This is a genomic window from Solimonas sp. K1W22B-7, assembly GCF_003428335.1.
Classification (GTDB): Bacteria; Pseudomonadota; Gammaproteobacteria; order Nevskiales; family Nevskiaceae; genus Solimonas_A.
Map to the genome: position 1 here is coordinate 4589126 of NZ_CP031704.1, position 21740 is coordinate 4610865.

Annotated in this window: 22 protein-coding genes; 19 read left to right on the forward strand and 3 right to left on the reverse strand. The window is 69.7% G+C overall.

Annotated elements, in window-relative coordinates; translation table 11 throughout:
- The first annotated feature begins 48 nt into the window (after positions 1–48).
- On the forward strand, positions 49–912 hold the full coding sequence (metF, locus tag D0B54_RS20720) for a methylenetetrahydrofolate reductase [NAD(P)H] (RefSeq protein ID WP_117293734.1): 864 nt from the start codon (positions 49–51) through the stop codon (positions 910–912).
- Between the two features lie 173 nt (positions 913–1085).
- On the opposite strand, the gene D0B54_RS20725 is transcribed toward metF, so the two are convergent.
- Together D0B54_RS20725 and D0B54_RS20730 are read right to left on the reverse strand one after the other, a co-directional pair.
- Positions 1086–1736: a Crp/Fnr family transcriptional regulator gene (locus D0B54_RS20725; RefSeq protein WP_117293736.1), complete on the reverse strand. Its 651-nt coding sequence runs from the start codon at positions 1734–1736 to the stop codon at positions 1086–1088.
- Positions 1733–2632 carry an esterase-like activity of phytase family protein gene (locus D0B54_RS20730; RefSeq protein WP_162932598.1) on the reverse strand — a complete coding sequence of 300 codons (900 nt, stop codon included), beginning with the start codon at positions 2630–2632 and terminating at the stop codon, positions 1733–1735. Before D0B54_RS20730 ends, D0B54_RS20725 begins: the two co-directional genes overlap by 4 nt.
- A gap of 346 nt (positions 2633–2978) precedes the next feature.
- Here D0B54_RS20730 and thiD point away from each other — a divergent pair, with 346 nt between their 5' ends.
- From thiD to D0B54_RS20780, 10 genes are all read left to right on the forward strand, one after another.
- Complete coding sequence (gene thiD / locus D0B54_RS20735; RefSeq protein ID WP_117293740.1) at positions 2979–3743, forward strand: bifunctional hydroxymethylpyrimidine kinase/phosphomethylpyrimidine kinase; 765 nt, start codon at positions 2979–2981, stop codon at positions 3741–3743.
- Entirely contained in the window at positions 3740–4387 is a 648-nt protein-coding gene (gene thiE, locus D0B54_RS20740; RefSeq protein WP_240433477.1) for a thiamine phosphate synthase, read from the forward strand. Before thiD ends, thiE begins: the two co-directional genes overlap by 4 nt.
- A 64-nt stretch (positions 4388–4451) precedes the next feature.
- Positions 4452–5735: a glutamate-1-semialdehyde 2,1-aminomutase gene (gene hemL / locus D0B54_RS20745; protein ID WP_117293742.1), complete on the forward strand. Its 1284-nt coding sequence runs from the start codon at positions 4452–4454 to the stop codon at positions 5733–5735.
- 3 nt (positions 5736–5738) lie between these two features.
- Positions 5739–7709, forward strand: coding sequence for a VTT domain-containing protein (locus D0B54_RS20750; protein WP_117293744.1), 1971 nt, complete (start codon positions 5739–5741; stop codon positions 7707–7709).
- Positions 7710–7723: 14 nt separating this feature from the next.
- Positions 7724–8647, forward strand: coding sequence for a signal recognition particle-docking protein FtsY (ftsY, locus tag D0B54_RS20755; protein WP_117293746.1), 924 nt, complete (start codon positions 7724–7726; stop codon positions 8645–8647).
- A gap of 37 nt (positions 8648–8684) precedes the next feature.
- Positions 8685–9413, forward strand: coding sequence for a cell division ATP-binding protein FtsE (gene ftsE / locus D0B54_RS20760; protein ID WP_117293748.1), 729 nt, complete (start codon positions 8685–8687; stop codon positions 9411–9413).
- Positions 9403–10356 carry a permease-like cell division protein FtsX gene (ftsX, locus tag D0B54_RS20765; protein WP_240433478.1) on the forward strand — a complete coding sequence of 318 codons (954 nt, stop codon included), beginning with the start codon at positions 9403–9405 and terminating at the stop codon, positions 10354–10356. Before ftsE ends, ftsX begins: the two co-directional genes overlap by 11 nt.
- Before the next feature lie 113 nt (positions 10357–10469).
- A complete protein-coding gene (gene rpoH / locus D0B54_RS20770; protein WP_117293750.1) occupies positions 10470–11342 on the forward strand; it encodes an RNA polymerase sigma factor RpoH in 873 nt (290 codons plus the stop codon).
- 71 nt (positions 11343–11413) lie between these two features.
- The gene (locus tag D0B54_RS20775; RefSeq protein ID WP_205527198.1) at positions 11414–12091 is read left to right on the forward strand and encodes a class I SAM-dependent methyltransferase; all 678 of its coding nucleotides are present in this window, start codon (positions 11414–11416) and stop codon (positions 12089–12091) included.
- A complete protein-coding gene (locus tag D0B54_RS20780) occupies positions 12088–12531 on the forward strand; it encodes a CoA-binding protein (RefSeq protein ID WP_117293754.1) in 444 nt (147 codons plus the stop codon). The genes D0B54_RS20775 and D0B54_RS20780 overlap by 4 nt, the downstream gene beginning before the upstream one ends.
- Positions 12532–12636: 105 nt before the next feature.
- Here the strand turns inward: D0B54_RS20780 and D0B54_RS20785 are convergent, their stop codons facing one another.
- Positions 12637–13698: an alpha/beta hydrolase family esterase gene (locus D0B54_RS20785; protein ID WP_117293755.1), complete on the reverse strand. Its 1062-nt coding sequence runs from the start codon at positions 13696–13698 to the stop codon at positions 12637–12639.
- A gap of 193 nt (positions 13699–13891) precedes the next feature.
- Here D0B54_RS20785 and D0B54_RS20790 point away from each other — a divergent pair, with 193 nt between their 5' ends.
- Genes D0B54_RS20790 through D0B54_RS20825 form a run of 8 tightly spaced genes read left to right on the forward strand, consistent with a single transcriptional unit; the run spans position 13892 to position 21740 of the window.
- Entirely contained in the window at positions 13892–14707 is an 816-nt protein-coding gene (locus D0B54_RS20790; RefSeq protein WP_117293757.1) for an SDR family oxidoreductase, read from the forward strand.
- 32 nt (positions 14708–14739) lie between these two features.
- Entirely contained in the window at positions 14740–15486 is a 747-nt protein-coding gene (locus D0B54_RS20795) for an SDR family oxidoreductase (protein WP_117293759.1), read from the forward strand.
- Between the two features lie 19 nt (positions 15487–15505).
- On the forward strand, positions 15506–16555 hold the full coding sequence (locus D0B54_RS20800; protein WP_117293761.1) for a saccharopine dehydrogenase family protein: 1050 nt from the start codon (positions 15506–15508) through the stop codon (positions 16553–16555).
- 10 nt (positions 16556–16565) lie between these two features.
- Complete coding sequence (gene gloA, locus D0B54_RS20805) at positions 16566–16946, forward strand: lactoylglutathione lyase (RefSeq protein ID WP_117293763.1); 381 nt, start codon at positions 16566–16568, stop codon at positions 16944–16946.
- Between the two features lie 29 nt (positions 16947–16975).
- A complete protein-coding gene (locus D0B54_RS20810) occupies positions 16976–17329 on the forward strand; it encodes an STAS domain-containing protein (protein ID WP_117293765.1) in 354 nt (117 codons plus the stop codon).
- Complete coding sequence (locus tag D0B54_RS20815) at positions 17326–18300, forward strand: MBL fold metallo-hydrolase (RefSeq protein WP_117293767.1); 975 nt, start codon at positions 17326–17328, stop codon at positions 18298–18300. Before D0B54_RS20810 ends, D0B54_RS20815 begins: the two co-directional genes overlap by 4 nt.
- Positions 18297–20369: a CHASE2 domain-containing protein gene (locus tag D0B54_RS20820; RefSeq protein ID WP_117293769.1), complete on the forward strand. Its 2073-nt coding sequence runs from the start codon at positions 18297–18299 to the stop codon at positions 20367–20369. Before D0B54_RS20815 ends, D0B54_RS20820 begins: the two co-directional genes overlap by 4 nt.
- A 60-nt stretch (positions 20370–20429) precedes the next feature.
- Positions 20430–21740: a hypothetical protein gene (locus D0B54_RS20825; protein ID WP_117293771.1), complete on the forward strand. Its 1311-nt coding sequence runs from the start codon at positions 20430–20432 to the stop codon at positions 21738–21740.

The following is a 21740-nucleotide window of genomic DNA, read 5'->3' on the forward strand; positions in this document are numbered from 1 at the left end:
CGATGACCTTTCATCGCGGCTAAAGCCGCTCCCACAGGGATCCTCACCATGGCACAGGAAATCCATTTCTCCTTCGAGCTGTTCCCGCCGCGCACGCCCGAGGGCTGGCAGAAGCTGCCGAACCTCGTGCAGAAGCTCGCGTCGGTGCGCCCGGCGTTCTTCTCGGTCACCCACGGCGCCGGCGGTTCCGACCAGCACGGCACCTACGAGGCGATCATGCAGGTGGTGGAGCACAGCGGCATCGAAGCCGCTCCGCACCTGACCTGCGTCGGCTCGACGCGGGCCAACGTGGCGGCGCTGCTGGCGCGCTATCGCGAGGCCGGCGTGCGCCGTATCGTGGCGCTGCGTGGCGACCTGCCGCCGGGACATGACAGCGCTGGCGCGCCGGGCGAGTTCCACTACGCCAACGAGCTGGTCAGCTTCATCCGCGAGCAGCACGGCGAGCACTTCCGCATCGAGGTGGCGGCCTACCCGGAGATGCACCCCCAGGGCGCTTCCCCGGCGGCGGACTTCGAGAACTTCCGGCGCAAGGCCGAGGCCGGCGCGCACGCGGCGATCACTCAGTATTTCTTCAATGCCGACGCCTACTTCGACTTCGTCAACCGCTGCGAGCAGGCCGGCCTGAACATCCCGGTGATCGCCGGCATCATGCCGATCACCAATTTCGCGCAGCTGGCACGCTTCTCCGCCGTCTGCGGCGCCGAGATCCCGCGCTGGATCCGCCTGCGCCTGGAACAGCTGCAGGACGACAAGCCGGCGCTGCTGGACTTCGGCCTGGACGTGATCACGCAGCTGTCGCGCACCCTGCTCGACAACGGCGCCCCCGGCCTGCACTTCTACACGCTGAACCAGTCGGAGCCAACGCTGCGGCTGTGGAAGAACCTGGCTCTTCCCGTACCCTTGGCTGCCTGAATCCTGTTCGGGATCGCCGTCCATGGCGCGACGGCCGCTACTTGAATTATCCCCAGCCCGGCCATCCATGGCCGGGCGTTCGGCAACGCAGGCAATGCCGTTTAGGCATTGCCAAAGCGCGTTGCCTCACCCGTTAGCCGCGTAAGTCCTCGTCCGCGAGGGCCCGGGGCTCTCTATCGGTCGGCGGCAGCCCGTCGCAGCTTCTCGATCATGTCGTGCCCCAGCACGCTCTGCAGCCGCGTCCACAGCTGCGGCTGGCGCTGGCGGATCTGCTGCAGCTGTGCCATCGGCCATGCCCGCAGCCGTACCCGCCCCAGGGCATCGACGTCGGCGCTGGTCGGCTCTCCGGTCAGCAGGCTCATCTCGCCGGCGAAGCTGCCTTCCGGCAGCTCGGCCACGTCGTGGCCCTGGCGCCGCACCCGTGCATGGCCCTCGACCAGGTAGACCAGTTCCGGCGGGTGGGTGCCGTTATCGATCAGCCTGCCCTGCGCCTCGCGCGCCTGCCCCTGGCTCCAGAAACGCAGGAACTCCTTGGCGCCGAGCGCGGCGAAATGCTGCCGGTGGATCGGCTCCAGTTCCGGCGGCAGCCGCACCGCGCGGCGCTCCTGCAGGATGCGCAGCACCCAGATCGCGTTGATCGCCACGAACAGGCTGTTCCAGACCGTCATGCCGAGCAGACCATGGGTCCAGGCATACAGCGCCAGGTTGGACTGGGCGCAGACCAGCACCCCGCGCAGCCACAGGATGTCGCGCGCCAGCAGCGCCACCAGCATCAGCGTGTAACCGATGTGGACGAACAGGTCCGGCGTCCAGTGCGGATTCATGGGGCAAGGATACGCCGGGCGCGGTAGACCGGCGCCGGCAGGCCTTCGGGTGCCACCACCACGCTGACACCATCGGGCTCGATCGCCATGGCCTCCAGGCCGCCCGCACGCGGCAGGCGCCAGCTGCGTGGCGGCCGTGCCACTGCCTGGGCCCAGGATTCGCCGGCGGCGCGGTCGAAGCAGAACAGCCAGCCATAGCTGATCATCGCCAGATGCCGCCCGTCGCGGTCCAGGTCCATCGCCGTCAGCGAGACCCGGTTGCGCGCCGCGGACAGCGGCTCGGCGGGGGCGGCGGCCTTCGCAAACGCGAGGTTCAGGCTGGCGACGCGCTCGGCCGTCTGCACACCCTCCCCCGCGTCCAGCGGCAGGCTGTAGAGGCCAGCGGGGGCAAAACCCTTTTCGGCCACCAGGATGCGGCCGCCCTCCCCGTCCACCGCCAGGCCCTCGGCGTCGCGCGGTCCCCCGGGGTAGCGGAACTCGATGCGCCGCTGCACGGCCACCCGGCTGGCATCCAGTTCCGGCTCGGGCACGAGGTAGACCGTGACCGTGGAGCGCCAGGCGAGGTTGTCGCCGATGTCGCCGATCGCCAGCCAGCTGCGGCCGTCGCGCTCGTACAGGGCGATGTCCTCCCAGTCGATGGCCTCCGCGCCCTCGACATCCACCCGCGCGATGACCTCGCCCCGGCGGTTGAAGGCGAACAGCCGCGGTGCCCCACCACTGTCGTTGTGGGCCCAGTAGATGCCGGGCCAGCGACGCGAGGCCGCCAGGCCGGACAGCTCCGGCAACTCGACATCCCCGATGCGGGTCAGCAACTCGAAAGACCCTGCGGGGTCGGCAGCGCGGGCGGCAGCCAGGGCACCGCCAAGCAGCAGCAAGCCCGCCAGGGCGTGTGCCAATTTATTGCATGAATTGCATACGGCAAACCACTTGTTACTTGAATTCATGACCGCAAGTCGCTGCTGAGACTAGGTTTTATCGAAACATCCACAAAATCTGTGGATAAGTTTGTGGGCAATATTCTGGCCATTGCCCTAAGTGGCCAAGCGTGCTGGCATTTTTGCCCCTGGAACAGTTTGTATCCACTCCGCATCCCATTTTGCAATCAACCACTTACGTGATTCTTACAGCATTCTTGCAGAAAAATGTCGCTATCCCGGGCCTCGTGGGCCGCCTGCCCTGCTGCTGTGCATAAGGGCCAGCGGCGAGGCCGAAACCACCACGCGAGCCGCTACACTTTGTCGCATGACTTCCGCAATACCCTGCGTACTCTGCCTGTCCGGCCACGATCCCACCGGCGGCGCCGGCCTGGCGGCCGACATCGGGGCCATCACCGCCCTGGGCGGCCATGCCCTGGGCGTGATCACCGCCAATACCGTCCAGGACACCTCCGACGTGCGGCGGGTGGCGGCAGTGCCGCCGATCCTGATCGCCGCCCAGCTCGAAGCCCTGGTGCAGGACTGCCGCATCGACGCGGTCAAGATCGGCCTGCTCGGCGACGCCGCCCAGGTGGACCCCATTCTCGACTGCATCCGGCGCCTGCGGGTTCCGGTGGTGCTGGACCCGGTGCTGCGCGCCGGGGGCGGCGCCCAGCTGGTCAACAGCGGCTTGCTGGCCGCGCTGCGCGAGCGGCTGCTGCCGGCGGTGACCGTGCTGACCCCCAACGCCGCCGAGGCACGGGTGCTCTGCGGCGGCGAGGACATGGCCGGGCTGCTGGCCCTGGGGGTCGCCAACGTCCTGGTGACCCGCGGCGACGAGCCGGGCGGCAAGGTCGTCAACACCTGGTACCGCGCCGGACAGCCGCCGCGCCACTTCGAATGGCCGCGGCTGGCGCAGCGCTTCCACGGCGCCGGCTGCACCCTGGCCTCCGCCATCGCCGCGCTGCTGGCGGCTGGCCGGCCGCTGGACCAGGCCCTGGAGCAGGCCCAGGCCTACACCCACGGCGCGCTGAGCCGTGCCTACCCGGTCGGTGCCGGCCGGCTGATCCCCGGACGATCGATTCCCGCGTGAAACACCTCCCTCCCCTGGCCGGCGCCACGCTGCGCGGCCTGTACGCCATCACCTCCGAGTCGGTCTGCCGCTCGCCGGACCGGCTGGTGGCCGCAGCCGCCGAGGCCCTGGCCGGCGGCGCCCGGCTGATCCAGTACCGCGACAAGTGGAACCATGGCGCCGTCCGCGAGCGCAATGCCCATGCGCTGCGCGGCCTCTGCCACGAATTCCAGGCGCTGATGATCGTCAACGACGACCCGGTGCTGGCCGAGGCGGTGGATGCCGACGGCGTGCACCTCGGCGCCGCCGACGCACCGCTGGCCGAGGCGCGCCGGCGCCTGGGGCCGCGCGCGATCATCGGCGTGAGTTGCGCCAATTCGCTGGAGCGGGCGCGGGCGGCACAGGCTGCCGGCGCCAGCTACGTCGCCTTCGGCCGCTTCTTCGACTCCGGAACCAAGCCCGACGCGCCGCAGGCCGACCTGGCGCTGCTGCAGGCGGCGCGCGCCGAGATCCGCCTGCCGATCTGCGTCATCGGCGGCCTGCTGCCGTCCAATGCCGGACCGCTGGTGGCCGCCGGGGCCGACATGGCGGCGGCGATCGAGGGGGTTTTCGGCGCTCCCGACATCGAGGCCGCGGCGCGGGAGTATTCACGCCTGTTCGGCTAGACTCTCGCTCCCCCGTTTTCGCAGGGCCTGCACCGTTTTGCAGCAGGCCCCAAAGACCGCCGCCATGAGCCGCTCAGAAGAACTCTTCGCCCGCGCACAGCAGACCATTCCCGGCGGCGTGAACTCGCCGGTCCGCGCCTTCCGCGCCGTCGGCGGCACGCCGCGCTTCATCGCCGCCGCCGACGGCGCCTGGATCACCGACGCCGACGGCAAGCGTTATGTCGACTACGTCGGCTCCTGGGGCCCGATGATCCTCGGCCACCAGCACCCGCAGGTGCTGGCCGAAATCCGCCGCCAGCTGGAGGTCGGCGTGTCCTACGGCGCGCCCACCGAGGCCGAGATCGAGATGGCGGAGCTGCTCGGCCGTCGCCTGCCGTCGCTGGAAATGGTGCGCATGTGCAACAGCGGCACCGAGGCGACGATGTCGGCGCTGCGCCTGGCGCGCGGTGCCACCGGCCGCGACTACATCCTCAAGTTCGAGGGCTGCTACCACGGTCACGGCGACGCGCTGCTGGTGAAGGCCGGCTCCGGCATGCTGACCTTCGGCGTACCGACCTCGCCGGGCGTGCCGGCGGACCTGGCCAAGTACACGCTCACCGCGCAATTCAACGACCTGGGCTCGGTCGAGGCGCTGTTCAAGGCGCATGCCGGCCAGATCGCCGCGATCATCGTCGAGCCGGTCGCCGGCAACATGAACTGCGTGCCGCCGCTGCCGGGCTTCCTGCAGGGCCTGCGCGAGATCTGCGACCGCGACGGCACGCTGCTGATCTTCGACGAGGTGATGACCGGCTTCCGCGTCGGCCCGACCGGCGCCGCCGGCCTTTACGGCGTGCGCCCCGACCTGCTGACGCTGGGCAAGATCATCGGCGGCGGGCTGCCGGTGGGCGCCTTCGGCGGCCGCCGCGACCTGATGCTGCAACTGGCGCCGGTCGGCCCGGTCTACCAGGCCGGCACCCTGTCGGGCAATCCGCTGGCGATGGCTGCGGGCCTGGCGACGCTGCGCCTGCTCGACGACGCGGCGCTCTACGCGCGGCTCGAGGCCAGCACCGCGAAGCTGCTGGCGGGCCTGAAGGCCGCGGCGGACGCGGTCGGCATCCCCTTCCTCACCACCCAGGTCGGCAGCATGTTCGGTCTCTACTTCACCGCCGCCACCGAGGTGCGCACGTTCAAGGACGTGATGCAGAGCGACGCGGAACGCTTCAAGCGCTTCTTCCACGCCATGCTCGACCGCGGCGTCTATCTCGCTCCCTCGGCCTACGAGGCCGGCTTCGTCTCCTCCATGCACGGCGCCGCGGAACTCGACGCCACCCTGGCCGCCGCCAAAGAGGCCTTCGCGCTCGCGCGATAAGCGATGAGCGAATACGTCCAGCTGTTGTACGACTGGATCAACGCCCATCCTGGCTGGGCGCAGGTGCTGCTGTTCGTGGTGGCGATGGTCGACGCGATCTTCATCCTCGGCGCCTTCATCCCGGCCGGCATCGTGCTGTTCGCGATGGGCGCGCTGGTGGCCCTGGGTTCGCTGGACCTGTGGCCGGTCGTACTGATCGCGGCTGCCGGCGCGCTGGCCGGCGACGCGCTGTCGTTCTGGCTGGGGCGCCGCTACGGCAACCGCCTGTTCGAGGGCAAGCTGATGCAGCGCTACCCCGACATCCTCAACAATGCGCGCCGCTTCTTCGAGCGCCACGGCGGCAAGGGCGTGATGCTGGCGCGCTTCCTCGGGCCGGTGCGTTCGGTCACGCCGGCCCTGGCCGGCGCCGCCAGCATGCCGGCCTGGCTGTTCCTGCTCACCGACGGCGCCGCCGCCCTGGCCTGGGCGCTGGCCTATGTGCTGCCGGGCGTGGTGTTCGGCGCCTCGCTGGGCCTGGCGGCCGAGGTCGCCGGGCGGCTGGCGCTGCTGATCCTGCTGCTGGCCTTGTTCGTATGGCTGGTGATCGCTCTGACCGGCGTGGTCATCGGCCAGCTGCAGAAGCGCGCCGAGGACTGGATCGGTGCCCTGCTCGACTGGAGCCGGCGCCACCGCCGCCTGGGCCGCTTCGGCGCCGCGCTGGCCGACCCCGACCAGCCGGAAACGCCGGTGCTGGCGCTGATGGCACTGGCCCTGCTGCTGCTCGGCGGCCTGTTCCTGTACTTCTGGGCCGCCCCCGGCGTCAGCCCGGATCCCCGGTCGCTGGACGCGGCCGTGTTCCAGGCGCTGCGCGAACTGCACACGCCCTGGGGCATCGCGCTGGCGCAGGCGCTGCTGCAGCTGGGCGAATGGCCGGTCTACCTGCCGGTGGCGGTGACCGTGTTCCTGTCGCTGCTGCTGTCGCGCAAGGCCCACGCCACCGCGCACTGGCTGGGTGCGCTGGGCTTTGCCGCGCTGCTGTCGGTCGGCCTGTACCTGGTACCGACGATCCCGCCGCCCTATGTGCAGTTCGCCAGCTTCGCGCCCTCCGGCTACCACGCCGTGGACCTGGTGCTGGCCACGGTGATCTATTCCTTCATCCCGGTGCTGCTGGCCACCGAGCGCCGCGCCGGGCTGCGCGTGCTGATCTACGGCGCCAGCGTCGCGCTGGTGCTGCTGATCCTGCTGGCGCGCCTGTACCTGGGGGCCCAGTGGTGGAGCATCGCGGTGTTCTCCATGCTGATCGGCGTGGCCTGGACCGCGCTGCTGGGCCTGGGTTACCGGCGCCACCAGCCGGAGAAGGTCAGCGGGCGACACTTCGTGCTGCCGCTGCTGGCGGTGTTCTTCCTGGCCGCCGCACTGCAGTGGTCGGACGACCGCGCCCTGGCCTATGAACCGCTGCCGCAGCGCACGCTGAAGATCGTGCAGATCGACGACTGGGCACGCTCCGGCTACCAGAAGCTGCGCGCGCAGCGCCAGAACCTGTTCGGCCGTGCGCGCCAGCCGTTCAACCTGCAGTGGGCCGGCGAACTCGATGAGATCGAGGCGCAGCTGGCGGCGCAGGGCTGGCAGGAGACCGCGCCGCTGAACCTGCAGAACGTGCTGCGCTGGCTGGCGCCGTCGACGCCGGTGCAGGAACTGCCGGTGCTGCCGCAGGTCAACGCCGGCCGCCACCAGGCGCTGGTGCTGCGCTACCCGCTGGCCGGCACCGACAGCCAGCAATACCTGATCCGCCTGTGGCCCACCGGCTACCGCACCACCGATGGCCAGCCGATCTGGATCGGCTACATCGCCCTGCAGCAGGCGCGCAGCGTCTTCCGCCTGCTGCGTTACCCTGTCTACCTGCGCACCCCCGCGCCGCTGCCGCAACTGGTCGGCGCGCTGCCGGACACCCAGGTGCTGGGCGCCGGCGCGGTGTGGCGCCTGAAAACCGATTGATTGCCCGAGTCCCCATGTCCAACGAATCCGCCATCGGCCGCTTCCGCGCACGCCTCAACAAGGGCGACTCCTGGCTGACGCGCGACATCGGCAGCCTGTTCAAGGCCGACGCCCTGACGCCGGACGCGCTGGAAGAACTGGAGACGCGCCTGCTGATGGCCGACGCCGGCGTCGAGGCCACGCAGTGGCTGCTGGAACGCCTGCAGGTCGACATCAACCTCGGCCGCATCAAGAACGCCAAACAGCTGCGCGCCTCGCTGAAAGCGGCCCTGGTGGAGCTGCTGGCGCCCATCGCCAAGCCGCTGCAGGTCCCGCCCTTCATCAAGCCCTACATCCTGTTCGTGGCCGGCGTGAACGGCGTCGGCAAGACCACCACCATCGGCAAGCTGGCGCTGCGCTTCAAGAACGAGGGCAAGAGCGTGATGCTGGCCGCGGGCGACACCTTCCGCGCCGCCGCGGTGCAGCAGCTCGAGACCTGGGCGAAGCGCGTGGACGTGCCGATCCTGTCGCAGGGCGAGGGCGCCGACTCGGCCAGCGTGATCTTCGACGCCGTGCAGTCGGCCAAGGCCAGGGGGATCGACGTGGTGATCGCCGACACCGCCGGGCGCCTGCACACGCAGAGCCACCTGATGGAGGAGCTGCGCAAGATCAAGCGCGTGCTGCAGAAGCACGACCCCTACGCCCCGCACGAAGTGCTGCTGGTGGTGGACGCCACCACCGGCGGCAACGCCCTGACCCAGGCGATCCAGTTCCACGAGGCGATCGGCCTGACCGGCATCGCGATCACCAAGTTGGACGGCACCGCGAAGGGCGGTATCCTGCTGGCGATCGCGCGGCGCATGGCCCTGCCGGTCCGCTTCGTCGGCCTCGGCGAGGCGGCCGAGGACCTGGAGCCCTTCGACGCCGAGGCTTACGCGGAAGCCCTGATCGGCGAGTAAACGCCTAAACGCCGCCTCACCACAACGACATGCCGGCATGACCGACATCATCCATTTCAACCAGGTGGGCTACCGCTATCCGGGCGGCAAGGACGTGCTGTCCGACGTCACCTTCTCGCTGGGCCGCGGCGAAATGGCCTTCGTCACCGGCGCCAGCGGCGCCGGCAAGACCACGCTGCTGCGCCTGGTCGGCCTGCTGTGCAAGCCGACCCGCGGCCAGGTCATGGTGGACGACGTCAACCTGGCCTCGCTCAGGCACGGCGACATCGCGCCGTTCCGCCAGCGCATCGGCATGGTGTTCCAGAACTTCAACCTGCTCTACGACCGCACGGTGTTCGACAACGTGGCGCTGCCGCTGGTGATCCGCGGCTTCGCCTACAGCGACGTGCAGCGCCGCGTGCGCGCCGCGCTGGACGCGGTGGGCCTGCTCAACCGCGAGAAGTCCTCGCCGCTGACGCTGTCGGGCGGCGAGCAGCAGCGCGTCGGCATCGCCCGCGCCATCGTCTCCAAGCCGGCGCTGATCCTGGCCGACGAGCCCACCGGCAACCTCGACCCGGAGATGTCCAAGGAAGTGCTCAAGCTGTTCGAGCGTTTCAACCAGGTGGGCGTCAGCGTGCTGATCGCCACCCACGCCCTGCACCTGATCGTGCACATGCCGCACCGGATCATCCACCTCGACGGCGGCAAGATCACGGCGCGGCGCCCGCGCACGCCGGTGATGACCGACCTGCCGCCCTTCCCCGGGGAGGACGCCCGTGGCCGCTGAAGAGAGCCTGCAGGTGCAGCCGCTGCCGCTGATGCAGCGGCTCAGCCAGGAACACGCCCGCGTGTTCTTCTTTTCCCTGGGCAAGCTCGGCAAGAACCCGGTGGGCACCCTGCTGACGGCACTGGTGATCGGCGTAGCGCTGGCGCTGCCGGCCGGCATGCACGTGCTGACGCGCAACCTCAGCAAGATCTCCTACAGCTGGCAGGACTCGCTGCAGCTGTCGCTGTTCCTGAAGGACTCGGTCAGCGCCGAGCGCGGCGCCGCGCTGGCGCGCGAGGTCCGCGACCGTCCCGGCGTGCACGCCACCAGCTACATCTCGCGCGACCAGTCGCTGGAGGAGTTCCGCGCCCAGTCCGGCTTCGGCGAGGCGCTGGACATCCTCAAGGACAACCCGCTGCCGGCGGTGATCGCGGTGACGCCGGAGCGCGGCCGCAACAAGCTGCAGGTGGAAGTGCTGCTGGGCGAGCTGACGCGCCTGCCCGAGGTGGACCTGGCCAAGCTCGACCAGAAATGGCTGGAACGGCTCTACGCCATCCTCGGCATCATCGACCGCGCGGTGTTCATCATCGGCCTGCTGCTCGGCATCGCGGTGGTGGTGACCGTGGGCAACACCATCCGCCTGGACATCGAGGCTCGGCGCGAGGAGATCAGCGTGATGAAGCTGATCGGCGCCCCGGACAGCTTCATCCGCCGCCCCTTCCTCTACACCGGCTTCTGGTACGGCCTGGGCGGCGGCGTGCTGGCGCTGATGCTGGTGCTGGTCGGCACCCTGGCCCTGTCCGGCCCCAGCCATACCCTGGCGGCCCTGTACGACAGCACTTTCACACTCTCAGGCCTGTCCTTCGGTGCCAGCCTGCTGCTGCTGCTGACCGGCATCGTGCTGGGCTGGCTCGGCGCCTTCATCACCGTGTGGCGCCACTTGTCTGGCATCCAGCCGCAGTAGCCTTGAAAATCAGTGACTTGCGCCCCACTGGGGGCGCTTTGCGGAACTTCCAGAGGGCTTAGCACTCCAATCGGCCGAGTGCTAACATGGCCTTCGTACAGGGAGTAGAACGCATGACCCAGACCACCGCCGCCACTGCCGTTGCCCTCCGCCGGCCGGCGATGCTGTCGCCGCTGACGGGCAGCCTCGACGCCTACATTTCCTCGGTCAACCAGCTGCCGGTGCTGAGCGCCGAGGATGAGCGCCGCCTGGCCGAGAAGCTGCGCGACGACCAGGACCTGGACGCCGCCCAGACGCTGGTGCTGTCCAACCTGCGTTTCGTGGTGCACATCGCGCGCGGCTACATGGGCTACGGCCTGCCGCTGGGCGACCTGGTGCAGGAAGGCAACGTCGGCCTGATGAAGGCCGTGAAGCGCTTCGACCCGAACGTGGGCGTGCGCCTGATTTCCTTTGCCGTGCACTGGATCAAGGCCGAGATCCACGAGTACATCCTGAAGAACTGGCGCATCGTGAAGATCGCCACCACCAAGGCGCAGCGCAAGCTGTTCTTCAACCTGCGCTCGGCCAAGCGGCGCCTGGGCTGGATGAACAAGGGCGAGGTCGAGGCGATTGCCGCGGACCTCAAGGTGAAGCCCGAGGAAGTGATGCAGATGGAGGCCCGCCTCGGCGGTGCCGACGTGTCCTTCAGTATCACGCCAGCCGATGGCGATGAAGGCTACGTGCCGGAAGACTGGCTGGCCGACCATCGCGACGAGTTCGCCGAGATGGAAGAGGCCGAGTGGCAGGAACAGCAGGAAGACCGCCTGCGCGGCGCCATGACCGGCCTGGACGAGCGCGCCCGCGACATCGTCTACCGCCGCTGGCTCAACGACGGCGAGAAGACCGGCCTGCAGGAACTGGCCGACAAGTACGGCATCTCGGCCGAGCGCGTGCGCCAGATCGAGAGCGCCGCGATGAAGAAGCTGCGCAAGGCCATAGAGGCCTGAAGCGGGCCGCTGCGAACCGACAGGCCCGCGCCATCACGCGGGCCTTTTTCATGGTGCCGACGGAGAAGATCGTGAAGGACCACGACCATCAGCTACGCCTGCAGGACAGCTGGACCCGCAATGCCGGCGGCTGGATCGAGGCGGTGCGCGAGGGCCGCATCGAGAGCCGCCGCCTGGTCACCGACGCCGCGATCCTCGCCGCGATCCGCGCGCGGCAGCCGGCGCGCCTGCTCGACATCGGCTGCGGCGAAGGCTGGCTGTGCCGCACGCTGGCGCAGGAAGGCGTGGAGGCCGTGGGCGTCGATGCCTCGGCACCGCTGGTCGATGCCGCACGCGCCGCCGGCGGCGGGCGCTATGAGTTGATGGACTACGAGGACCTGGGCAAGGACGCGGTGGCGACGCTGGGCCGCTTCGACCTGCTGGTCTGCAACTTCGCCCTGCTCGACGACCGCCTGGTGCCGCTGCTGCTGCGGCTGCACGAACTGCGCAAGGCGGATGGGCGCCTGCTGATCCAGACCTTGCACCCGGGCACCGAGCCGGGCGAGGGCTGGCGCGAGGAACGCTTCGAGGGCTTCGGTTCCGGCTTCCCGGCCACCATGCCCTGGTACTTCCGTTCGATGGAAGCCTGGCGGGAGGCGCTGCGCGCCGGCGGCTGGGGCGATATCGTCATCAGCGAACCCCGACACCCTCGCAGCGGCGCAGCCGCCTCGCTGCTGATCGACGCCGCGGCCCTGGAGAGCACCGCATGAACTGGCAAGATCACCTGCTCACCACACCCGCGCAGATCGGGGGCCTGCTGGCCCGCCTGCGCCGTGTCGCCGTGCTGGGCATGCGCAGCGAGCGCTACGCCGACCGGCCGGCACATTACGTGCCGCTGGCACTCAAGGAAATGGGACTGGAGATCGTGCCGGTGGACCTGCATGAGCCGGAACTCAAAACCATCCTGGGCGAGCCGGTGTACCGGCGCCTGGCCGACATCCCCGGCCCGCTGGACCTGGTCGACGTGTTCCGCCGGCCGGCCGATGTCCCCGGCCACCTCGACGAAATCCTCGCCAAACGCCCGGCGGCGGTGTGGCTGCAGACCGGCATCCGCCACGACGCCGTCGCGGAGCAGCTCGCCCGCGAGGGCATCGACGTGGTGCAGGACCGCTGTCTGATGGTGGAGTACCGGCGCTACAGGAGCGGTTGAATCCTGCTATCTGGATGTGGGAGCGACGCAAGTCGCGATCTTCTGGAGAAAGATCGCGACTTGCGTCGCTCCCACGTGCGAACGGCTCGCAGGAGCGGCCAAGCGTTAACGTCCCGCCGCCAGCTGCAACAGGTCGTAACCCTGCAGCGTCGCGTCGAAGTTGCGCGCGATCAGGCCGTAGGGGTTGCGATCACGCCCGCTCAGCGTCTCCATGTCGGGCCAGGTGTGCCCGGCGTTCTCCACGCGCAGCAGGTAGCCGCGGCGCCCGCCGACGCAGCCGTCGCCGTAGCGGATGTCCACCGGCGTGAGGGGGCTTTCCAGCCGCGCCGCCTTGGCGCCGGCATCCACGCAATCCATGTTGCGGCGCATGCGTGCGTAGACCTGCTCGGCACTGGCGAACCAGAGATTGCCGCGATACGGCACGAAGCGGTCGCTGTCGCCATGCACCTGCACGTAGCCGATCGACTGCGAGAAGCTGCAGGCGGCGAGGTCGCTGCGGTACATCGGCAGCGCCACCGGCATCACCGCGTCGATGCGGTCGGCGCGCGCGCAGGCGTAGTGCATCGCCATCGCGGCGCCGTTGGAAAGCCCCACCAGATAGACCGGCAGGTTGCCCGTGCCATAGCGTCGCTGCGCGTCGGCGAGCACGGCGTCGACCCAGGCGACGTGCTGGTTGATGTTGCGGCTGCCGCTCTGCGCCCACTGGTTGCCTGGCACGTCCGGGACGATCACCAGGGCGCCGCGGCTGCGCGCCAGGTCCTGCAGGTGCAGATAGTTCACCGCCTCGTGCGCGGTCGCGCGGTGCCAGTGCAGCATCAGATAGATGGCGCGCGGGGCACCGTGGTCCGGCCGCAGCGCCAGGTAGCTGGACTGGATGCGCTCGGCATGGAGCGGGTGCGCGGCCTGCGCCACGCCCTCGCAGGCCGGCAGCTGCCGGCTGACGCGCCGCGGCGTCCAGTGACGCACGGTGGGGCAACTGCGCTCGCGGCTGCCGCTGCAGCGCGAGCCGCGCTCCAGCAGCAGGGGATCGAAGTAGCCATCGCAGGCCTCGTCAGCGTAGGCGTCGTAGGGCTCGGCGGCACCGGCGGGGACAGGCAGGCCGGCGATGGCGATAACCATCAGTCCGGGCAACAGGCTGGCCGCGACGGCGGCGGTGAGTCGGCGCATGGGGGATATCCGGGGGGAGGATGGTGCGGTGCAGCATTGTCGCAGTGCAGCAAACCTTCAGCAAGCGCATTTTTCTTACAAAATCATGAACCTGTCGCTTTTTGCACGGTCTGTCAGCATTGCCATCCACAGCAGCGACGCAGCCGTCTACTATCACTGTAGTCCCTGTCCGATCCGTCCTAGGAAAACCTTCATGCAGCAGCGCATCTTCATCACCGGCGGCGCCTCCGGGCTCGGCCGCGCCCTGGCCGAACGCTATGCCCGCGAGGGCTGGCGCGTGTGCGTGGCCGACATCGACTCCGTCAAAGGCGCCGAGACCGTGGCGGCCCTGGCGCAGTACGGCGGCGGCGGCCACTACCTGAACTGCGACGTGCGGCGCGAGGCCGACCTGCAGGCGGCCGCCGACTGGCTGCAGTACCACTGGGGCGGCATCGACGTGGTGGTGAACAACGCCGGCGTGGCCGTGGCCGGCGGTATCGCCGAGTTGCCGATGCGCGACTGGGAGTGGATCACCGACATCAACCTGCTGGGCGTGGCGCGCGGCTGCAAGGTGTTCACGCCGCTGTTCCGCGCGCAGGGCGGCGGCTACTTCATCAACGTCGCGTCCATGGCCGGCCTGATCCACCCGCCGAAGATGGCGGCCTACTGCGCCACCAAGGCGGCGGTGGTGGCGCTCTCCGAAGTGCTGGCGGTGGAACTGGCGCAGGACCGCATCGGAGTGTCGGTGGTCTGCCCGGACTTCTTCCGCACCAACCTGGCCGACTCGCTGCGCGCCAGCGACGACCAGGTGGCGGCGCTGACGCGCAAGCTGGTGACGCGCGCCCGCGTCAGCGCCGAGGAGATCGCCGAGCAGGTGTTCGATGGCGTGGCGCAGGGCCGCTTCCGCATCGTCACGCACCGCCGCGGCTACGTCGCCTGGATGGCCAAGCGCCTGCTGCCCTGGCGCGCCTTCTCCGCTGCCGTGCGGCGCGAAGCGGGCCGCATGATGGCGCCTCGTCGCGCCGGCTGAACAAAAGAACGAAACTCAAGGGGGAGCAGCACATGCGCAAGACCATACTCATCACCGGGGCCTCGTCGGGCCTGGGCCGCGGCATGGCGCGGGAGTTCGCCAAGCAGGGCCGCAACCTCGCGCTCTGCGCGCGCCGCAGCGAGCGCCTGGAGGAGTTGAAGGCCGAGCTGCTGGCCGCGCACCCGGGCCTGCGCGTGTCGATCCGCGCGCTCGACGTGAACCAGTACGAGCAGGTGTTCGAGGTGTTCAAGGCCTTCCGCGAGGAATTCGGCGGGCTCGACCGCGTGATCGTCAACGCCGGCATCGGCAAGGGCCAGCCGATCGGCACCGGCTACTTCCACGCCAACCGCAAGACCGCCGAAACCAACTTCGTCGCGGCGCTGGCGCAGTGCGAGGCGGCGGTGGAGATCTTCCGCGCGCAGAACGCCGGCCACCTGGTGATGATCTCCTCCATGAGCGCCCTGCGCGGCATGCCGCGCAACCTCACCACCTATGCCGCCAGCAAGGCCGCCGTGGCGTCGCTGACCGAGGGCATCCGCGCCGACCTGCTGCGCACGCCGATCAAGGTCAGCACGATCTTCCCGGGCTACATCCGCTCGGAGATCAACGAGAAGGTGAAGAACACGCCGTTCATGGTCGACACCGAGACCGGCTGCCGCGCCCTGGTGGCGGCAATCGAGCGCGAGCCGGCGGAGGCCTCGGTGCCGCGCTGGCCCTGGGGACCGCTGGGCTTCCTGATGAAGCGACTGCCGCTGTCGGCAGTGTCGAAGATGGCTTGAGCGCGAACGGAGAACGACCATGAGCTGGATGATCTACGGCGCCAACGGCTACACCGGCGAACTGATTGCACGCGAGGCCGCCGGACGCGGCCAGAAGCCGGTGCTGGCCGGCCGCAGCCGCGAACGTATCGAGGCACTGGGCAAGGAACTGGGCCTGGAGACCCGCGTGTTCGGCCTGGACGACAGCGGCGCGGTCGCAAAGCAGCTCGCCGGCATGTCGCTGGTGCTGCACTGCGCCGGCCCCTTCTCCGCCACCGCGGCACCCATGATGGAAGCCTGCCTGCTGGCCAGGGCGCACTACCTCGACATCACCGGCGAGATCGGCGTGTTCGAGCATGCGCAGTCGCTCAACTCGCGCGCCCAGAAGGCGGGCGTGGTGCTCTGCCCCGGCGTCGGCTTCGACGTGATTCCCACCGACTGCGTCGCCGCCGCGCTCAAGGCCGCGCTGCCCGACGCCACGCGCCTGGCTCTGGGCTTCGACTCGCGCTCGGGCTTCTCGCCGGGCACCGCCAAGACCTCGGTGGAGGGTCTGGCACAGGGCGGCAAGGTACGCAAGAACGGCAAGATCACGACGGTGCCGCTGGCCTGGCGCGTGCGCGAGATCGACTTCGGCGACGGCGTGAAGCCGGCCATGACGATCCCCTGGGGCGATGTCTCCACCGCCTTCCACAGCACCGGCATCCCCGACATCGAGGTCTACATCCCGGGTTCGCCGAAGCTGATCGCCAATGCCAGGCGCGCCAACTACATCCGCCCGCTGCTGGGCTTCAAGCCGGTGCAGGAGTTCCTCAAGAAGCGCATCGGCAAGACCGTGAAGGGGCCGGACCAGGCCACGCGCGACAAGCTGCAGACCTGCGTCTGGGGCGAAGCCACCAACGCCAAGGGCCAGAAGAAGACCGCGCGCATCCGCACCGCCAACGGCTACAGCCTGACCATCAGCGGCTCGCTGGCGGTGGTCGACCACCTGCTGGGCTACAAGCCGGCCGGCGGCAGCTACACCCCCTCGAAGCTGGTCGGCGCCGACCTGGTCACGCGCCTGCCGGGTTCCGGCCCGCTCACCATCGAATAAGGCAGGCCCCATGAAAATCCTCCACACCATGCTGCGCGTCGGCGACCTCGACCGCGCCATTGCCTTCTACACCGGCGTGCTCGACATGAAGCTGCTGAGCCGCAAGGACTACCCGGACGGCAAGTTCACCCTGGCCTTCGTCGGCTTCGACGACGGCGGCGCCGAGATCGAACTGACCCATAACTGGGGCGTCGAGAAGTACGACATCGGCAGCGGCTACGGCCATGTCGCCGTGCAGGTGCCGGATGCCTACGCCGCCTGCGAGCGGGTCAAGGCGCGTGGCGGCCGGGTCACCCGCGAGGCCGGCCCGATGAAGCACGGCACGACCGTGATCGCCTTCGTCGAGGACCCGGACGGCTACAAGATCGAGTTCATCCAGCGTAAGGTGTAGCCTCAAGACTCCATCCAGGGGAAGCACCCGTGGAACTGAAGCCCCAACGCCAGGCCGACAGGGTGGTCCTGCACCTCGCGGGACGCATTGATCATTTCAATGCGCAGGAATTTTCCCAGGCGCTGGAACCCGAGTTGCAGACCTGCCGCAGCGGCGGCTGCCAGCTGATCTTCGACCTCGCCGGCCTGGACTACATCAGCAGTGCCGGCCTGCGCGTGCTGATGCTGGCGGCCAAGCAGGTCGGCCCCCAGGGCGGCCGCATCGTGCTGGCGGCGCCGCGGCCGGTGGTACGCGAGATCATCGAGATCAGCCGCTTCCACCTGGTGTTCCCGCTGCATGCCAGCGTCGCCGAGGCCCAGGCCGCCCTGGCGCCGCCGCCGTGAAGCTGCGCTTCTGGGGCACGCGCGGCTCGCTGCCGGTGGCGCTCACCGCTGCGCAGCTGCGCCAGCGCATGGCCCAGGTGGCGCTGCAGGCGCAGGGGCAGCGCTTCGACTCGCCGGCCGCGGCGCAGGCCTGGGTGGACGCCCTGCCCTTCGCCCTGGCGCAGACCTACGGCGGCCACAGCAGCTGCGTCGAGATCGAGTCCGCCGCGCCGGGCAAGGCCGCCCACGAGTACCTGCTCTGCGACTTCGGCAGCGGCGCACGCACTTTCGGAAACGCCGTGCTGGCGCGCCACGGTGCCGGCGTGCCCAACAGCTTCCACGTGTTCATGTCGCACCTGCACTGGGACCACATCATGGGCTTCCCGCTGTTCGGGCCGGCCTACATCCCGGGCAACCGCATCCGCATCTACGGCTGCCACGCCGAACTGGAGCAGGCCTTCCGCCGCCAGCATGGCGCACCGTCCTTTCCCGTGGAGTTCGACGACCTGCCCTCGCAGATCGAGTTCGTGCGCCTGGAGCCGGGCCAGGTCTACGACATCGCCGGCTACCGCGTGCAGGCCAAGCGCCAGCTGCACGGCGGCGACTCCTATGGCTACCGCTTCGAGCGTGACGACCGCAGCGTGGTCTACTCCACCGACTCCGAGCACAAGCTCGACAACGTCGAGGACACCGAGACCTTCGTCGACTTCTTCCGCGCGGCCGACGTGGTGGTGTTCGACGCCATGTACTCGCTGGCCGACTCGGTGTCGGTCAAGGAGGACTGGGGCCATTCCAACAACGTCACCGGCGTGGAGCTGTGCCAGCTGGCCGGCGTGAGAACCCTGGTGCTGTTCCACCACGAGCCGGTGTTCGGCGACGAGCGCATCGCCGCGATCGAGGCCGACACGCGGCGCCTGGAAGAAATCACCCGCGAGGGCCGCCCGCCGCTGCGCGTCATCGCCGCCTACGACAGCCTGGAACTGGAGGCGTGAGGCAACGCGCGAGCTGGCTGCTGCTCGCGCATGGACGGATCGCCGGGACCCTGGTCGCCGCGATCCTCGTCGCCCTGCTCGCCGTCAGCGACCTGCGCCCGGAGCGCACGCTGCGCAACGGCCTGTTCGACTACTACCAGCGCTTCATGCCGCGCGAGCGCGTCAACGATGGTGTGGTGGTGGTGGCCATCGACGAGCGCAGCCTCGCCGAGCTGGGCCAGTGGCCCTGGCCGCGCACGCAGCTGGCGCACCTGATCCTGCAGATCGCCACGCAGCGCCCGGCGGCGCTGGGCATCGACGTGCTGTTCGCCGAGCCCGACCGCCTGTCGCCACAGCGCCTTGCCAGCGGCCTGGGCCTGGACGCCGCCACGCTGCAGCGCCTGCCCGACTCCGATGCGCTTTTGGCGGCGGCGCTGCGCGAACTGCCGGTGGTGCTCGGCGTCGGCGCCCTGGCCGAGGATTCCGGCGTGCCGCAGGGCGCGCCCTACCGCAGCGCCATCCTGCAGAGCGGCGGCGATGCCGCCGGCCATGTCCCCGCCTATGTCGCGACCCTGCGCAGCCTGGAAGCCATCGACGCCGCAGCGGCCGGGCACGGCGTGCTCAACCGCGCCGCCGACGAGGGCCTGGTGCGGCGCGTGCCGACCCTGGTGACCCTGGGCAAGGAACTGACCCCGGGCCTGGCGCTGGAAACCCTGCGCGTGGCCAGCGGCGACCCGATGATCCGCGCGCAACTCGATGCGCACGGCCTGCGTACGGTAAGCGTCGGCGAGCTGAGCATCCCGACGATGCCCGACGGCAGCTGGCCGCTGCACTACTCCGACTGGAAGCTGCGGCCGCATATCTCTGCCGTCGACGTGCTCAACGGCAGCATCCCTTCCGACCTGTTCAGCGGCCGCATCGTCATGCTGGGCTATACCGCGCTGGGCCTGCTCGACACCGCCGACACCGCGCTGGGGCGCATGCCCGGCATCGAGGTGCACGCCGAGGCCCTGGACAACGCCATCGACGGCCGCCTGCTGCTGCGGCCCTGGTGGATGGAGCGCCTCGAATGGCTGCTGCTGGCCCTGCTCGCCGCCTTCGGCATCGCCCTGGTGCCGCGCCTGGGGCCGGCGCAGAGCGTCAATCTCTACACGGCACTGGGCATCGCCGCCCTGGCCGGCTCCGCCGCGGCCTTCCAATGGGCCGGCTGGCTGCTGGACATCGCCAACCCCCTGCTCGGCACCGCCGTGGTGTTCGCCACCCTGTCGGGTATCGCGTTGGCCGAGACGCAGCTGCAGCGCCGCCGCCTGCGCGAGGACCTGGCCGCGAGCCGCGAGTCGCAGGCACGCCTGGAGGGCGAGCTGGATGCCGCGCGCCGCATCCAGATGGGCATGCTGCCGCAACCTTCCGAGGCCCTGGGCCAGGAGCGCCGCGTCGAGATCGCCGCACGCATGCAGCCCGCGCGCATGGTGGGCGGCGACCTCTATGACTTCTTCCTGCTGGATGCAACCCGCCTGCTGTTCCTGATCGGCGACGTGTCTGGGAAAGGATTGCCCGCCAGCCTGTTCATGGCCCTGACCAAGGCACTGACCAAGGGCCTCGCCCTGGGCGGCCAGGACAATCCCGGCGAGTTGCTGGGCGACACCGGCGGCGCCATCGCCGCGGACAATCCCGAGCAGCTCTTCGTCACCCTGGTCGCCGGCATGCTGGATCTTGCCAGCGGCGAGTTGCGCTGGTGCAGCGCCGGTCACGACCCACCCTATCTTCTGCGCGCCGGCGAAGCCCCGCGCCGCCTCGAAGGCCAGGGTGGCCCGCCGCTCTGCGTGATCGACGGGTTCCGCTACCCGGTGGAGACGCTGCAGCTGCGGAAGGGCGACTTGCTGTGCATGGTCACGGATGGCGTGACCGAGGCACATGACGCGAAAGGTGAGCTGTATGGCTCGGGGCGGCTGCTGGCGGCGCTGGGCAAGACGGGTTCACAGCCGCTGGAGGAAGTCGCGCAGAGTTTGGAGCAGGATGTGGCGGCTTTCGTTGGAGGGGCGGAGGCCGCGGACGATGCGGCGCTGTTGTTGCTGAGGTGGCACGGCTAGACTGGCGGCGGCGCCGGACTCATACCCACGGCGCGGGCGGCAGTGGCACGGGGAGGAATCATGGATGGATTTCTGAGACGACTGGCTGCGCGCTGGAGCCTGGTACTGCTCTCACTCGGCGCGCTGGCACCGACGGCTGCCGGGGCCGCCGCCGGCGATCCGCTCGGTCCGGAATTCACGCTCGGCGGAACCGGAACGTACTTCGAGTGGTTGCGCGCGATGCGCTGGAGCGACGACGGGCAGCTGCTTGCCGTCGTCACGCCGCACGGCGGAGACCCGACCGAACTGCGGCGGATCGGCGCGGACGGGCAAGACCTGTTCACGAAAATCGTCGACAGCGGCTGCGAATACGCCCTGGATGGTGCCGGCGGCGTGGTGCGAACGACGGTAGTCCAGGATGGGCAGGGCATCGCGCCCCTGGCACAGGTCTATTGGCCGGACGGCAACAGCCGCGCCGGCCCGTTCCGGATGGACAGCTTCCCGCTCAAGGCCTTCGGCGCGCTCTGTCCGTCGGTGGCCGTCAACGCACGCGGCGACTTCGTGCTCGGCTGGGGCAAGTACTCGGACCTCACGCTCGATCATGTCGTGGCGCCCTTGCTCGATCAGGTGATGGCGGGCCCGGTCGGCGGCCTGGTGCAGGACCTGAACCTCACCCCGCTGCTCGCCCTGCTGTGCTGCCGCACGCCACTGAACCTGGGGCCTTCGGCCGTGTATGCACGGCCGTACTCGCCGGACGGCGTGCCGCTGCGCGAACCGCGCCAACTCGCCTTCAGCCCCGATCTTGCCTCCCCCATGCAGGCCGATGGCCGGGTCATCGGCGGGGTGCCGGCCATGAACCGCTCTGGTGAGTTCATCGCCAACTGGTCCACCAACCAGGGCGAGCTCACCACGAGCACGCGCTTCCAGCGCTTCTCGCCGAGCGGCACCGGCAGCGGCCTGTCGAAAACCGTCTACTCGCAGAAAAGAGCCATTCTCTGGCCCATGGCCCTCGGCGACGACGGCAGGGTGTACGCGTTCGCCGACCGCTATGTCCCGCAGTTCGTGGCCTACGACCGCTCCAACCGGCCGCTCGGCGACGCGGTAACGCTGGATGACAGCGGCTTGCCGGGGGAGATCAACGGCGTCAGCCTGGCCGTCGATCCGCAGGGCGAGGTGCTGGTCGCCTGGATCAAGCGCTACTTCGGGCAGACCACTCTCCTCGCACGGCGCTTCAGCCGCGAGGGCATGCCACGGGCTCCGAGTTTCGTGGTCAGCGACTACATCGTCTACGGCGACCGCCCCGCGGTGGTTTCGGTATCCGCCACCGGTGTGTTCGCCGTGGGCTGGAGCAGCGGCGCCGGCGCGCGGGTGCGCCTTTACCAGGGGCGGTAG